This is a genomic window from Arthrobacter sp. OAP107, assembly GCF_040546765.1.
Taxonomy (GTDB): domain Bacteria; phylum Actinomycetota; class Actinomycetes; order Actinomycetales; family Micrococcaceae; genus Arthrobacter.
On record NZ_JBEPOK010000001.1, the window covers coordinates 2,853,943 to 2,868,206 of the forward strand.

The window sequence follows — 14,264 nt, forward strand, 5'->3', positions numbered from 1 at the left end:
CCTCGAACTGCAGGACAGCTTCTGAAACTGGGCGGCGGCCTTTAAGCAGTCGAGCCGCGACGGCGCCTGCCCGTCGTCGTGGGCGGCGCCGTGCATTCACCGGGTCAGGGGCCGGGCGGTTGAATTTCCCCTGACCCCCTGGGGACCAGCTGGGTGGGGACTACGTAGGTACGCGGTTCTTGCTGGTCTCCGCCGATTCGCGCCAGGACGCGTTCCGCGGCGACCCTGCCGATGTGTTCGGGGTGCTGGGCGACGACGGTTATGCCGGGCTCGGTCATGTCCGAGAGACTGAAGTCGCCGAAACCGACCAGGGCCACAGCTCTGTTCAGTCCCAGCTCCTTCAAGGCCCGCATGATGCCAAGTGTGACCAGATTCTGTGCAGAGAAAATAGCAGTCGGCGGCTCGGGGCCGGACAGTAGTTCAGTGGCAGCCATGCGGGCGGACTCCTCCCCATGAAGTCCTTCCAAGAATGGAATGGTGGTGGTGGGAATACCTGCGCGGCCCAGCTCATCAATGAACCCGCGCCGCCGCTCATGGGCTGTCTGGATATCGGTGCGGCCACCCAGGTAGGCGAGCCTGGTATGGCCTTGGGAAATGAGGTGCGCGACGGCCTTCGCCGCGCCCAAGGCGTTATCGCTGACCACTGCATCGGCGTCGATGCCGACTGGTTCCCTGTCGACGAAAACCATCGGAAGGTCCCTGGAATGTTCCGGCATCAGGTACGCCTGGCTCTTTGCGACTGGGGTCAGAACCAGCCCATCGACGCGCCTCCGGAGAAACGCAGTGACCACCGCCTTTTCACGTCCTGCGTCATCGTCCATGCTTGCTGCGAGGACCGCTATTCCGCGGGTCGCCAGAACATCTGCCAGGGCCCGGTGGATCTGTCCATGAAACGGGTTGGCAACGCTGGGAAGGAGCAGCCCAATAGACAGTGTCTCCCGGCCCGCACGGCGCAGGCTTCGGGCTGCCATGTCCGGCTGGTAGTTCAGCCGCTGTGTCGCCTCGAGCACCTTCCGGCGCGTGGCTCCCGAGACACCCGGCTCATCATTAATAACCCGCGAAACGGTTTTGATGCCCACGCCAGCCAAGGCGGCCACATCCCGCATCGTCGGCCTTGCTATTCCTCCCGTCCCCGGGATACGCGCAGACGCCATCGTCAAAATTCCTTCACCTCCGATCTCCGGACGCTACGGGTCGACATGTGTCGCACCGGAAGTGCGCATTTAATAGGGCTGCTGAAGGTTGCTTGCCAGGCGTTGCTCTTGACTCCGTAGTCGCGCTTCCACAGCTTGAATGTTTTTGAGCCCGACAGCCGACTGCGAGAACGCTGCCAAACTGAACAATATGGCGGCTAGGGCGCTCACGAGAAAGAAGGCATGGCCTTTGGGATCTATGAGGATCCCGTGGAGATCCATGGCCAAGGCTGCGACCGTAGTGATTGGCAAGTAGCGGAGGACTATTTTCAGCAGGTTCCGCAGTTGCTCCAGCGGCCGGGTCCAGTCGCTGAAAAGACTGGCGATGGGCAGCGCTCCGGAGCGAATGGCATATCTGAATACGTCGACATGCTCGTCCGGTAAAGATCTATTCGGCTCGGTACAGGATGACGGCGTTATCAATAGAAAGAGCGCTCCACAGAGCAGCGGAATTGTTGCAGCCAGGTGGTCAAGGTACGTTGTGCCTGGATGCAGCTCCAGTTGCCAGACCAGGCAGCTGGGAAGGGCGAAGACAGCCCAGGCGGCGAGGGCCCATGACAGCACGATCCTGCATTCCTTGAGCATATTAAGTCCTCACTGGTCCCCAGCAGATGGGTCGAATTTTGGCTTACTTAGGGCTCGTTGCCAGGGAGGCCAAGGCCGCCTTGGCGCCGCCACCGTGGAGGTCCTCCAGGACCCGGGTGTAGGCGGCGACGAAACGTTCATTGTCGATGAGGTCACCAAAGATCTGGCGGTTGGATATGAACGCCAGAGGTTCCTGGCGCTGGCGTGCGGCGGCGGCCATCAGGGGTTCTTTGAGCCGGTCGACGACGTCGATGGGGTTTCCTTGCTCGTCGGTGCCTTCGTCGTAGCGGGCCCAGCTGGCCACAATCGCCGCAGACCGGTGGATCTCGCCTTCCAGGTCGAGGTTGGCGCGGATGACCGGGAGCAACCATTTGGGGATCCGGTCCGAACTTTCGGCACAGAGCCGGGCCAGGGTGTCTTTAACGTGTTCGTTGGAGAACCGCTCAATCAGGGTCCGTTTGTAGGATTCGAGATCGATGCCGGGGACGGGCTGGAGTGTCGGGGTGGCTTCGTTGTCCATGTAGTCGAGCAGGAACCGCGCCAATAGCGGGTCCTGAGCGGCTTCGTGGGCGTAACGGTAGCCGGCGAGGTAGCCGAAATAACACATGCCCTGGTGGCTGGCGTTAAGCAGACGCAGCTTCATCAGTTCGTAGGGTTCGACGTCTTCCACAAGCTGGACACCGGCATCTTCAAACGGAGGCCTTCCGAGGCTGAAGTGGTCTTCGAGGACCCACTGTTCAAACGGCTCACAGACCACAGGCCAAGCATCTTCGACGCCGATTTCCTCAGCCACAGCAGTGCGGTCTACATCGGTAGTGACCGGTGTGATCCGGTCCACCATGCTGTTAGGAAATGTGACTTTTTCCGCGACCCAGGCGCCAAGCTCCGGCTCTTTGAGGCGCGCGAAAGCGGCGAACATCTTCCGGGCGACGTCCCCGTTTCCTTGGATATTGTCGCAGGACATGACGGTGAAAGGGGCCAGCCCGCGACCCCGCCGCCGGGACAGTGCCTCGGTGATGAGGCCAAAGATGGTCCGAGGCGCCGCTCCCGGTTGGAGATCATGGGTCACGTCGGGGTTGTCGCCGTTGAAGTCGCCCGTGACGTGGTGGACGTTGTAACCGCCTTCGGTGACGGTGAGTGAGACGATCCGGATGGCCTCGGAGGCCATTTTTTCGATGACGGCCTCGGGGTCATCGGGGGCGAAGAGATAGTCGACGATGGAGCCAATGACCCGTGCTTCCCGGGTTCCATCAGGATTCTTTACGACAAGGGTGTAGAGGCAGTCTTGGTTGTCCATGACCTGCTTCATGCGGCCATCGCCGGGCAGGACCCCGACTCCGCAGATGGCCCAGTCGTGCGCCTGCCCGGCGTTCATCAGCCGGTCCAGGTACATTGCCTGATGGGCCCGGTGGAAACCGCCCACGCCGAAGTGGACGATGCCCGCAGTCAGCTTGCTCCGGTCATACGAAGGTATTGCCAGCAGTCCAGGCATCCCGGGAAGGGAGCCGTTGCTCAATGTCAGCATTGTCATGCTTTCCGGGCGGTGAAGGACCCGGTCAGGGAACCCAGCTCGTCTGACGTGGGTGGGTTGGCCCCTTGGCGGGAGCAGGTGATGGCCGCGGCCCGGTTCGCATAGGCGGCCAGGACGAGTAGTTCCTCTGTGGACAGGCTGTGCAGGCGTGATCTGCCAAGGGCCCCGAGTGCGCCCATCTGGGCGAGCCCGGAGATCAGTCCGGCCATGAAGGAGTCCCCCGCTCCGACGGTGTCGGCAACCGTGATGGATTCCCCAGTCGTCTGCACGCGTCCTTGCCTTGTAAGGATCACCGGGCCATGAGCGCCGCAGGTCAACACCACCAGCGACGGTCCGAACTCCAGCCAGGCTGCCATCGACTCCTCAAGCGACCTGTCGGGGTAAAGCCACAGCAGGTCCTCGTCACTGGCTTTGACGATGTCGCTGGCTGCAACGAAGTCTTCGGCCTGTTCGCGGGCCGCGGCCGCGTCGGGGCTGATGCCCGGTCGGCAGTTGGGGTCAAAGCTGATGGTCGCGTGGGGGCGTGCTGCTTCGATCAGGCCGCGCACGGATTTGTTGCCCGGGGGCAGGACCGTCGCGATGGATCCGGTGTGGACATGGAGGGAATTCTCAACCGCTGCCAGCGCGGCGATGGACGCGCCGTTAATGTCCCAGCTGATGGAGAAGGTGTACTGTGCGGCTCCGGTGGCGTCCAAGGACGCCAGGGCGGTTGAGGTCGGCAGGGAGCCTCCGACGATGGTTTCGACTCCGTTGCTGTCCAGGTGGTCAGCGATCGTGTGCCCGTAGGGGTCCTCAGCGAAGTGCGTGATGAGTTTGGTGCGGAGGTCCAGGCGGGCGCAGCCGACGGCAACGTTGAGGGGGCTGCCGCCGGGGTGCGTTTCGGGCGCGGTGTTTTCGCGGAGCGGGTCATCGATGATGTCAACGAGTGACTCACCGATGACGGTGACCAGTGCAGCGTCGTCGGAGATGCCTACTTCGGGACCGTTCTCGTGTGGTGGCATGGCTGCTTCCTTGCAGGTTTGTGCGGTACTGGCGTAAATGGGCTGTGCGGTTCAGCGGCCCGGGTAGACGACGGCCTTGAGCTGTCCAGGCTGCTTGCCGGCTTTGAGGGCTTCTTCAGATTCTGCGAGGGTGAACTTGCCGGTGACCAGGACGTCCAGGTCCACTTTTCCGTCGGCGATGAGCTGGATCGCCAGGGGCCAGGTGTTTGTGTAGCGGAACACGCCGGATAGCCAGATCTCCCGGTTCTGGATGTACGAGACGGGAAGTTCGACGTCATCCGCCCCAAGCCCGACGAGGATGACCCTCCCGGCCGGTCCCACGGCCTTGATGCCGGAACGGACAGCCTGCGGCGCGCCGGAAGCATCAATGAACACATCGACGTCGAGCCCCTCCACCGTCTCTGTCCTGGCGTTCAGCGCGTGCGTGGCGCCGTGTTCCAAGGCGAAGGCCAACCGGTCCTCCGCGATGTCCGTGATGTAAATGTCCGTGGCGCCGAAGGCGCCGGCGGCCTGGGCGGCGATGATGCCGATCGGGCCCGCCCCGGCGATGAGGACCCGGCTACCGGGACGGATTTCGGCGCGTTCGCAGGCCCACAGTCCCACGGAGAGCGGTTCGATGAGGGCGGCGGCCTCGTCGCTGACGCTGTCGGGGATGTCGTAGGCAAAGTCGCTCTGGATGGTCACGTATTCGGCGAAGGCGCCGTCGATCGGCGGGGTCGCGTAAAACTCAATGTCCGGGCAAAGGTTGTAGCGTCCGGCCTTGCACTGTTTGCACGTACGGCAGGGGCGCTGGGGTTCGACGGCGACCCGCTTGCCTATCCGTGCGGGGTCGACGGCGGTTCCAACCGCGGTGATCCGGCCGGAGAGTTCGTGGCCCAGGATCAGTGGATGGTCCACCACGTAGTCGCCGATCCGGCCGTGCTCGTAATAGTGGACGTCGCTGCCGCAGACGCCGACGGCGGCGACCTGCACCAGGACCTGGTCGGGCTCCAGGTGCGGAACGGCCAGGGTTTCCATGGCCATGTCGCCCTGGCACTTCAGTACGGCGGCGCGCATGGTGGCCGGTATTTCAGAGTGAGCGAGGGCGCTGGTCTCTGCAGTAGGTGTTGTCATCGAAATAGTCCTTGGAAATCGAAAGCTGGAATGGCTGGTTACTTGACGGCGCCGAGGGAGAGGCCCTGGACGAGTTTGTCCTGGGCGGCGAAGCCGGCGAACAGCACCGGGAGGGAGATCACGACGGCGGCCGCGCACACCTTGGCGAGGAACAATCCCTGGCTGGAGACGAAGCCGGTGAGGAAAACCGGGGCGGTGCCAGCGACGACGCCGGTGAGCACGCGGGCCAGCAGGAGTTCGTTCCAGCTGAAGATGAAGCAGATCAGCGCTGTCGCGGCGATACCGGGCATGGCCACGGGGGCAACGATCTTGCGAAGAGTTAGGAGCAGACCTGCGCCGTCGATCTGGGCCGCCTCGAGCATTTCCTCGGGTACTTCGGCGAGGAAGGAGCGCATCATCCATACCGCGATGGGCAGGTTCATGGACGTGTACATGAGGATCAGGAACCAGATGTTGTCCAGCGCGCCGGTGGTCTTCGCGAACAGGTACAGCGGCAGGATCGCGGCGACGACGGGCATCATCTTGGTGGAGAGGAAGAAGAACATGACGTCCGTCCACTTCTTCACAGGCTTGATCGACAATGCGTAGGCCGCCGGGATGGCCAGGACCAGCACCAGGACGGTGGAAAGGATCGAGGCGGTGGCTGAGTTGATCATTGGCGGCCAGGGGCTGACGCCGGAGCTGGCGCCGAAGAACTCCCTGTAGGCGTCCAGGGTCAGATTCGCCGCAACGGAGGGCGGATTCGTGGCGGCGTCCGTTTCCGAGTGGAACGAGGTCAGGATCATCCACAGAACCGGAGTGGCGAAGAGCAGGGCCAGGAGCCAGGCGGCGATGCCGGCGGCGGTGTTGTTCCGCGTGGGGTCCATGCGGGACTTCCCGCTGCCGAACCAGCCGACGCCGCGGCGGCGGGAACCGGTAGTGAGCGCGGTCGGCCCGGGGGGTGTGCTTTGGGGTGCAGCGGGGGTGAGGGTGCTCATCGTGCTGCCTCCTTCTTGAAGAGCGAGAAAACGGTACGGAGGGCGAAGGTCGCCACAATGATGGTGCCGATGACTACCACCACGCCGGCGGCGGAGGCCAGGCCGTATTCGTTGGCGAAGTAGAACGTCTGGTAGATGGCGTAGGGCAGGTTGGCGGTTCCCAGGCCGCCGGAGGTGAGGGTGAAGACGGCGTCGAAGTTCTGCACGATGTAGATCGCTCCGAGCAGGCCCCCGAGTTCCAGGTACTGACGCAGGTGCGGCAGGGTCAGGTGCCGGAAGATGGCCCACGGCGTGGCCCCGTCCATCTGGGCGGCCTCAACGGTGTCCATGGGGCGGGACTGCAGGCCAGCCAGCAGGATGAGCATCATGAAGGGCGTCCACTGCCAGACCAGGGACACGATCACTGCCATCAGGGGTGCCTGCGAGAGAAGGTCAGGCTGGGGCGGGGTGTCCCTGCTGAACAGTGACCAGACCCAGGTCAGGACGCCGTTGATCAGGCCGTACGTCGGGTTGAGCAGGGCGTGCTTCCAGATCAGGGCTGCTGCGACGGGCACCACGAGGAAGGGGGCGATCAGGAGGGTGCGGGCCAGTCCCCGGCCGATGAACTTCTTGTCCAGCAGCAGTGCGAGTCCGAGGCCGATGACCAGGCTTGCCAGGACGACGGAGACGGTGAGGATGATGGTGGTGAAGATGGCCTGGCGCAGGTCGGGGTCGGTGAGGACCGTGACGTAGTTCTGGACGCCGGCGAATCCGGTCTGGTCAGGGCGGAGGCTGTTCCAGTTCAGGAACGAGATGATCAGGGTCACCACGAACGGCAGCTGGGTGACGATGATGAGGAAGATCAGGGCTGGCAGCAGCGGCGCCCGCCGGGCCCAGGCCAGGGCACGTTCACGGGACCTGGCGTTCTTGGAAGGTTTACTTGCGCTGCGCCCGGGGCGGGCGGCGGTGCGCGCTGTTGCGGTAGTCATGATGGTCTCCTGCGGTGCTGCGGCCCGCTGCAAGGCGGGCCGCAGCACCGGGTGGTGGTTGGTTACTTCTTGTACTTGTCGCCGATTTTTTGTGCGGCGTCCTGGCCCTTGGCCAGCGCATCGGTGACGGAACCTTGTCCTGCGATGGCCGAGCTGACACCTTGGGAGACCGTGGTGCCAAGGTCGGCGAATTCGGGAATGCCGACGAACTGGATGCCGACGACGGGGCGTTCCTGCACGCCGGGGTTCTTCGGGTCGGCGTTCTCAATGGCGGAGCGTTCGGCCTTGAAGAACGGTGCCGCCTTCTGGAACTCGGCGTTCTCATAGGTGGAGATGCGCTTGCCGGACGGGACCTTGGCCCAGCCAAGCTTGGAGGCCACCAGCTCTTCGTACTTCTTGGAGCTGGCCCAGGCGATGAACTTCGAGGCAGCGTCCTGCTTCTTGGACGCAGCCTGGACACCCCAGGACCAGGTCCACAGCCAGCCGGAGGACTTCGTCTCTTTTACCGGTGCCTGGGCGTAGCCGATCTTGCCCTTCACCGGCGATGCATCGGCTTCCAGAGCGCCTGCCGCGGAGGTTGCGTCGTACCACATGGCCACCTTGCTCTGGCTCATGTTGTTCAGGCATTCGGTGAACCCTGCCTGCGCGGCGCCGGCCTCCCCGTGCTCACGCACCAGCTTGGTGTAGAACTCGGTCGCGGCCGTGAACTCGGGGGCGTTGACCTTCGCGTTCCAGTCCTTGTCGAACCAGGTGCCACCGAAGGTGTTCACCACGGTGGTCAGCGGCGCGAAGACCTGACCCCAGCCAGGCTGGCCGCGCAGGCAAATACCCTTCATGCCCGGAGCCGCACCATCGGCCTTCGCGGCAAGATCAGCGACCTGGTCCCAGGTGGGCTTCTCAGGCATGGTCAGGCCCTTGGCCTCGAAAATGTCCTTGCGGTACATCAGGAAGGAGGACTCCCCGTAGAACGGCTCGCCGTACAGCTTCCCGTCGGTGCCGGTGAGTGATTCCGTGTAGGCGGGCAGAATGTCGGCCTGGTTGAACTCGGCGTCCTTGGCCACATTGTCCAAAGGTGCCAGCCATTTGTTTGCTGAGTAGAACGGGATCTCATAGTTCGACAGGGATGCCACGTCGTACTGGCCGGCCTGGCTGGAGAACTCCTGGCTGATCTTCGCCCTGACATCATTCTCAGGCAGGATTGTGTAGTTGACCTTGATGCCGGTTTCCTTGGTGAAGTTATCCGCAGTCAGCTTCTGCAGGTCTTCCATCTGCGGGTTGTTCACCATTAGGACGTTGATGCTGTTTTGGTCTCCGGCAGCTGTTCCGCCGCCGGCCCCGGAGCAGGCCGAGGCGGAAAGTGCGATGCACAGGGCGCCGGCGGCCATTGAGGCAGCGCGCATTTTTGAGCGCATTGAGGACTCCTTTGTTCTTCACGAGGGGCGCAGTCACTGCACGTCGACTGCTGTGTCGAAGTGCCGTACTGGAGCGGGGCTCAGGTCGAAAATCCGATTTGCCGCGCTGATGTTCCTCAACACTAGGCCTGTGGGACGGGGCACAACTAGCGTCCTGGTTGACGATTACTGATACTAATTTTCCCGTCCCTACGTCGTTAGGAACCGCTAATCTGAAGGCAATGCATTCAAAGTGCCGTCCTACTTCATAAACACTCATCACATGGAGACCCCGATTAATGCCCTAGACCCCAATGACGGAGCAAGTACCCGGCTGGCCGAACGGCTTCTGGGCATGCGCGCCAACCGGGAGGTCATCCCGCCGGATCCCAACCATTCCGTCCGGTGGCACGAGCACGACTATCCCAGCCCGCTAGCGCGCTGGAACTACCACCCCGAGTACGAGATCCACCTGATCAGGAAAGGCACCGGCAAGTTCATTGTCGGAGACCATATCGGTACCTTTGAAGCTGGCCACGTGTCCCTGATCGGATCCGGCCTGCCACACGACTGGGTGAGCGATCTGGAGCCCGGCGAAGTACTCGAGCGGCGCGATGCCGTGATCCAATTCGATGGAAAATGGGTCCAGCAGGCAGCTGCCGCTGTTCCGGAAATGGCTGAGATCAAGCCTCTACTGGAGCAGTCTGCGCGCGGGATTGAGTTTTTGGGTCGTGCGGCCAATACGGCGGCAGTATCCATCGAGGCGATGGGCGCCAGCACCGGTGTGGAACGGCTCCAGCACCTGTTTGCACTGTTTGGAACTTTGGCCAGGGCGCCGCACGAAGAGCGGCGCTATCTCGCCGACGAATGGTTCCGGCCGCAACTCGATGGTCGGGCCGCGGCCGTGGTCGACCTCGTCCTCGAGTATGTGTTCAGCAACCACGCCGGCAACGTCAAATTGTCTGAGGCTGCGGCGCTCGTGGGCATGGCCGAACCGACATTCTCCAAATATTTCAAGCGCTCCACCGGGCAGAACTTCAGCGACCTGGTCCGCAAACTCCGCCTGGCCCATGCACGACGTCTGCTCGAGCGCACGGACAAACCGATCTCGGAGATTTGCTACGAAGTCGGCTTCTCAAACCTGTCCAATTTCAACCGGCATTTTCTTAACGACATTGGTGACACACCACGGCAATACCGCCAGAGAGCACAGCGCTGACGCACCCGGCTATTTGTTTGCTTCCTCGCCGGGGGTTTCAGCTAGCTAGCGGCCCAGCGTCGCTGACGCGCCGTGGTGAGAGAAAGTGAGCCGTCGTGTCACGTTGGACGATGGTATCGGGTGAGTTTGAGGCGGATCATGGAGGTGTCTGCCACGGTCGACGCCGCGTAACCTTGGTGTTTGAGCCTGCCAGCTAGCTGTATTGACCTGAGAGGTTGGTGACGCGGCTGGCCGGGGGCAGCAATGTGTGCCTCAGGTGTCGAGCTTTGTCTGCTCGATGCTTAGTTCGCGATCTCGGTTGGGCGGCCGTGGGATCCGAGCATGTCTGCGACAGGTATCCGACCCAGCTTTTCAGCAACGTCCTTCATGACCGGCAGCACGTCCTGGGCTGCCTGTTCATTAAAGCGGAAGCCGGGCCCAGAGACGGTGAGTACGCCCACAATGTCACGACTGCCCGCCGGGCGAATGGGATAGGCAAGAGGCGCGACACCCTCCTCGTAGATGTTGGGGAGGTAGAGGTAGCCATCAGAGCGTGCCCTGTGGATGATGCTCAAGGTCTCCTCCGTGCTGCGGGGCGCGGCAGAACCATACTCCCCCGGTGATGCGAACCCCTCTTCCTGCAACCGTGCTGCCGCCTCGTCGTCGGAGAAGCTACTGAGCAGGAGCAGCCCGCTTGCGGTACAGGCAAGAGGAAGGTTGCCGCCATGGAGGGGGTCGTACTTCAGGCCCGACTGTCTGCCCTGGGCTTTACCGACCCGCACCAGGTGGGGTCCGTCAACGAGGTTAAGCCGGGCGAGTTCACCGCTCACAGCGGCAAGTTCTTCAAGCAGCGGGCGGGCAAGATCCACCAGCGGGATCAGTTCGAGGTATTGCAGTGCGTGGGATGTAAGTTTCAGGGTCAGGTGATACCGGCCAAAATCGTCGAGGCGGGCATACCCCAGCCGCGTCAACTCCCCCATCAACCGGTGCGCAGGTCCTTTGGAAGCGTCCAAAGCCGTGGCGATCTCGGTGAAGGTCAGCCCGCGGGGGGCGTGGCTCAGGAGTTCGATTGTTTGAAGTCCGCGCTCCAGTTCAGCGCTCATGCGTTCTCCATACTGCTACCACCAATTCTTTCGACCGGACCCATGCCCCTCGCCGTCGGCAGGATGACGCTTCCAGACGTGCCGTGGGGGAAATTTCCCCTCCGTCCGGGCCTCGGGTCCCACTGCCTGCCGGCCAGCATTGCCAGCCTAGTCGCGATAAAACTGGCTGCCAATCTTCCACAACACTCATTCTATTGACTAAGTCCCAAAAGACGGGATATCGTCAATCCCGTTGTGGAACTAAGTTCCAAAAATCTACGCAACTCTGCGGTGACCAAGCAAAGGCAGTGCGACGCATGACCGAAAGAATGTCGATCCCCGGGCGCGACATCGTGCATGATCTGGCGGAGTTTGCAGCGGGTGCAGACTGCCGGCGTCTGCCGGAGGACGCTGTTGAAGGCGCGAAAAAGAGCATTCTGGATACCCTGGGTGTCATCCTGGCCGCCAGTGGCGTCGAACCTGCGATGTCTCCGATCATCGAACTGGTGAAGGAGTCGGGCGGGCGCGCAGAATCCTCTGTGCTGGGCTTCGGCGGTAAAGTCCCGGCGATCATGGCGGCCTTCGCCAACGGTGCGATGGCGCACTGCCTTGATTTCGACGACCAGACGCCGTGGGGTCAGCATGCAGGCAGCAGCATCATCCCCGCAGTGTTGGCGGTCGCGGAGAGGCATGGCGGCGTCTCCGGCGAAGACCTCATCGCAGGCGTCGCAGTGGGGCAAGACATCTTCGCGCGGTTCCGTCGGAACATCGACTGGCGCAAGGACTGGAACCTTTCGACGACCATGGGCGTGTTCGCCGCAACGGCCGCCGCCTCCCGGGTGATCGGCCTTCCCGCTGAACGCATTGGGAACGCCCTGGGCATCGCAAGCATGCAGTCCTCGGGTGTCAACGAAACTGTCTTCTCAACGGGCAGTGACCTGCACGGGACATACGCGGGATTCTCTGCCAAAGGCGCGGTGCTCGCCACGCTTCTCGCGCAGAAGGGCACCACGGGGGTATCAACCCTGTTTGAAGGCGAGCACGGCGTCTTCAACACCTACTTTGGTGGGCGGTACGACCGCGAAAACCTCCTGAAAGATCTGGGCGACGTCTACCTGGGTGGCACAACGCTTTACAAGTTCTGGCCGTCCGTGGGCACGTCCCACGGTCACATCCACGCAACGGTTCAGATCCTGGCGGAACAGTCGCTGACCGTAGGTGACATCAGCGAGATCCGCGTATATGTGGGGGATCATCACGAGCTGATGTGCCGGCCGCTCACCCGCCGCCGCGCACCGGTCACGGCCGTCGATGCGAAGTTCAGCCTTCCCTTCCTGGTCGCGGTGGCTGCCTTACGGGGAACCATCGTCGTCTCCGACTTCAACGAGGAGACACGACGCGACCCGGAAGTGCTCGCCGCCGCACAGAAGGTCGTCCCCGTCCCTGATCCAAGCCTGGACTGGAAGTACGACATGCTTCCGGGCCGGGTCGAGATCCTCACCCACGACGGGCGAAGCTTCACCAAGGTGGGAGACGGACTGCCCGGAAGCCCGGAGGCACCCATGATCTGGGACCAGGTGGCACAAAAGTTCAGCGACTGCGCTACCGCGGCCGCGGTCCCACTCTCCGCGGAGCAGATCCATGAAGCTCAGGAATTCACACGCACCCTGGAGTCGCAGAACGACGCCACAAGGCTTGTAAGGATCCTCACCGGGATCTGAGCACCCGCCGCAGGTCCCATATGCCGCGGCGCAGCAATCCAAGTAATCCCTTCCAAGCACTCAACGAGGAGAAATGCTTTGAAAACCACTAAGACCGAGGTTCGCCCCTTCCAGAGACTCATGGGCGGTGCCATTGGCAATGTCGTCGAGACCTTTGACTGGTCAGTGTATGCGCTGACGGCACCGGCGCTGGCAGCCCACTTCTTTCCGAAGGGCGATCCGGCAGCTGCTCTGCTGGGCACGTTCGCAGTGTTTGCGGCGGCATTCTTCGCACGCCCCCTGGGTGGCCTGATCTTCGGTATCCTTGGCGATCGGCTCGGCCGATTGCGCATTCTCACTCTGACGGTCCTGATGATGGGTGGTGGCACGCTGGTGACCGGCTTGCTCCCCACCTACGAGGCGATCGGCCTCGCCGCGCCGGTCCTGCTGGCGACCTGCCGCATCATTCAAGGCCTGTCGATGGGCGGTGAATCCTCCGGCGGTTACACCTACGTCATTGAATCCGCCCCCGCTAGCAAGCGAGGGCTGTGGATCGGCATCGTTATGTTCGCTATCTACGTGCCGCACACTTTCCTGTCCCTCACGATCGTTGGCATTCAGGGCGCTATGGGAGATGCATACATGGACTGGGGATGGCGCGTCCCCTTCGTCTTCGGTGGAGTACTCGCGGTAGTCGGCTTCTGGCTGAGGAAGAACCTCGATGACCCTGAGGAATTCGAAGCCGCAACGGCCAAGAAGGTCACCATCAAGGACACTGTCCGCGGACTCGCCGAATCCTGGAAGTCGATCGGCCGCATTCTCCTCCTGCAGGCCCCGCAGGCAGCAGTGGCCTACCTGATTGTGGGATACATGTACACGTTCGTTGTGACTCAGGGTGGCCTTAGGCAGATTGATGCCCAGTGGACCAGCGGAGCGGCGGTCCTGCTTCTCGCCTGCCTCGGCCCGGTCTTCGGCAGCCTCAGCGACCGCGTTGGACGCAAGCCCGTGATTTGGGCAGGCTTCATCTGGCTGACAGTTACGGCTTATCCAGCGTTCGCCCTCGCCTCGAACGGCACCGTAATCGGGGCCCTCCTCGGCCAGTGCATTCTGGCCACCGCCAGCGCACTCATCACCTCGGCGTACTTCGTCGTCGCGGTCGAAATCTTCCCGACCCGCGTAAGGTATGCCGGGCATGGACTGGCATTCAACCTCGCAGCAGCCGTCTTTGGCGGAACAACCCCGCTTGTCGCCACGGCCCTTGTGGATCAATTCGACGCCCCCGTCGCTCCAGCGTTCTACGCCATCGGGATCGCCCTGACCCTGGGCGTGGCAGGATTGCTGCTGACACCGGAAACACGGCACGTCAGCCTACGCCACTCGCTGCTCGGTGACAGCAGCAGTGTCGCTGAGAAGGCCGATGCTGCAAAGTCGCCGGACATGACGTCGCGCTAGGCGCTTAGACACGCAATGTTCGTTGCCCAGGACCACCTGCACACCCCAGACACCCACCACAGCCGCGTACTAT

Annotated in this window: 12 protein-coding genes; 3 read left to right on the plus strand and 9 right to left on the minus strand. The window is 62.7% G+C overall.

What is annotated here, in order from left to right:
- Nucleotides 1-104: 104 nt before the first annotated feature.
- From ABIE00_RS13265 to ABIE00_RS13300, 8 genes are all read right to left on the minus strand, one after another.
- Nucleotides 105-1,106 carry a LacI family DNA-binding transcriptional regulator gene (locus ABIE00_RS13265; RefSeq protein WP_354263352.1) on the minus strand — a complete coding sequence of 334 codons (1,002 nt, stop codon included), beginning with the start codon at nt 1,104-1,106 and terminating at the stop codon, nt 105-107.
- Between the two features lie 117 nt (nt 1,107-1,223).
- On the minus strand, nt 1,224-1,778 hold the full coding sequence (locus ABIE00_RS13270) for a hypothetical protein (RefSeq protein WP_354260935.1): 555 nt from the start codon (nt 1,776-1,778) through the stop codon (nt 1,224-1,226).
- 43 nt (nt 1,779-1,821) lie between these two features.
- Nucleotides 1,822-3,303 (minus strand): mannitol dehydrogenase family protein, encoded by a 1,482-nt coding sequence (locus ABIE00_RS13275; RefSeq protein ID WP_354260937.1) that lies wholly within the window; start codon nt 3,301-3,303, stop codon nt 1,822-1,824.
- Between the two features lie 2 nt (nt 3,304-3,305).
- Nucleotides 3,306-4,310, minus strand: a complete 1,005-nt coding sequence (locus ABIE00_RS13280; RefSeq protein ID WP_354260939.1) for a carbohydrate kinase family protein — start codon at nt 4,308-4,310, stop codon at nt 3,306-3,308.
- Nucleotides 4,311-4,361: 51 nt separating this feature from the next.
- Nucleotides 4,362-5,423, minus strand: coding sequence for an NAD(P)-dependent alcohol dehydrogenase (locus ABIE00_RS13285; RefSeq protein ID WP_354260941.1), 1,062 nt, complete (start codon nt 5,421-5,423; stop codon nt 4,362-4,364).
- A gap of 38 nt (nt 5,424-5,461) precedes the next feature.
- Nucleotides 5,462-6,400, minus strand: coding sequence for a carbohydrate ABC transporter permease (locus ABIE00_RS13290; RefSeq protein ID WP_354260943.1), 939 nt, complete (start codon nt 6,398-6,400; stop codon nt 5,462-5,464).
- On the minus strand, nt 6,397-7,368 hold the full coding sequence (locus ABIE00_RS13295; RefSeq protein WP_354260945.1) for a carbohydrate ABC transporter permease: 972 nt from the start codon (nt 7,366-7,368) through the stop codon (nt 6,397-6,399). Before ABIE00_RS13295 ends, ABIE00_RS13290 begins: the two co-directional genes overlap by 4 nt.
- Before the next feature lie 62 nt (nt 7,369-7,430).
- Nucleotides 7,431-8,780, minus strand: coding sequence for an ABC transporter substrate-binding protein (locus ABIE00_RS13300; protein ID WP_354260947.1), 1,350 nt, complete (start codon nt 8,778-8,780; stop codon nt 7,431-7,433).
- A gap of 262 nt (nt 8,781-9,042) precedes the next feature.
- On the opposite strand from ABIE00_RS13300, the gene ABIE00_RS13305 reads away from it, so the two are divergent.
- Nucleotides 9,043-9,978 (plus strand): AraC family transcriptional regulator, encoded by a 936-nt coding sequence (locus ABIE00_RS13305; protein ID WP_354260949.1) that lies wholly within the window; start codon nt 9,043-9,045, stop codon nt 9,976-9,978.
- A gap of 281 nt (nt 9,979-10,259) precedes the next feature.
- On the opposite strand, the gene ABIE00_RS13310 is transcribed toward ABIE00_RS13305, so the two are convergent.
- The gene (locus ABIE00_RS13310; RefSeq protein ID WP_354260951.1) at nt 10,260-11,060 is read right to left on the minus strand and encodes an IclR family transcriptional regulator; all 801 of its coding nucleotides are present in this window, start codon (nt 11,058-11,060) and stop codon (nt 10,260-10,262) included.
- A 296-nt stretch (nt 11,061-11,356) separates the two neighbouring features.
- Between ABIE00_RS13310 and ABIE00_RS13315 the strand changes: the two genes are divergently transcribed.
- Together ABIE00_RS13315 and ABIE00_RS13320 are read left to right on the plus strand one after the other, a co-directional pair.
- The gene (locus ABIE00_RS13315; protein WP_354260953.1) at nt 11,357-12,760 is read left to right on the plus strand and encodes an MmgE/PrpD family protein; all 1,404 of its coding nucleotides are present in this window, start codon (nt 11,357-11,359) and stop codon (nt 12,758-12,760) included.
- Nucleotides 12,761-12,838: 78 nt separating this feature from the next.
- Nucleotides 12,839-14,191, plus strand: coding sequence for an MFS transporter (locus ABIE00_RS13320; RefSeq protein WP_354260955.1), 1,353 nt, complete (start codon nt 12,839-12,841; stop codon nt 14,189-14,191).
- The last annotated feature ends 73 nt before the right edge of the window (nt 14,192-14,264 follow it).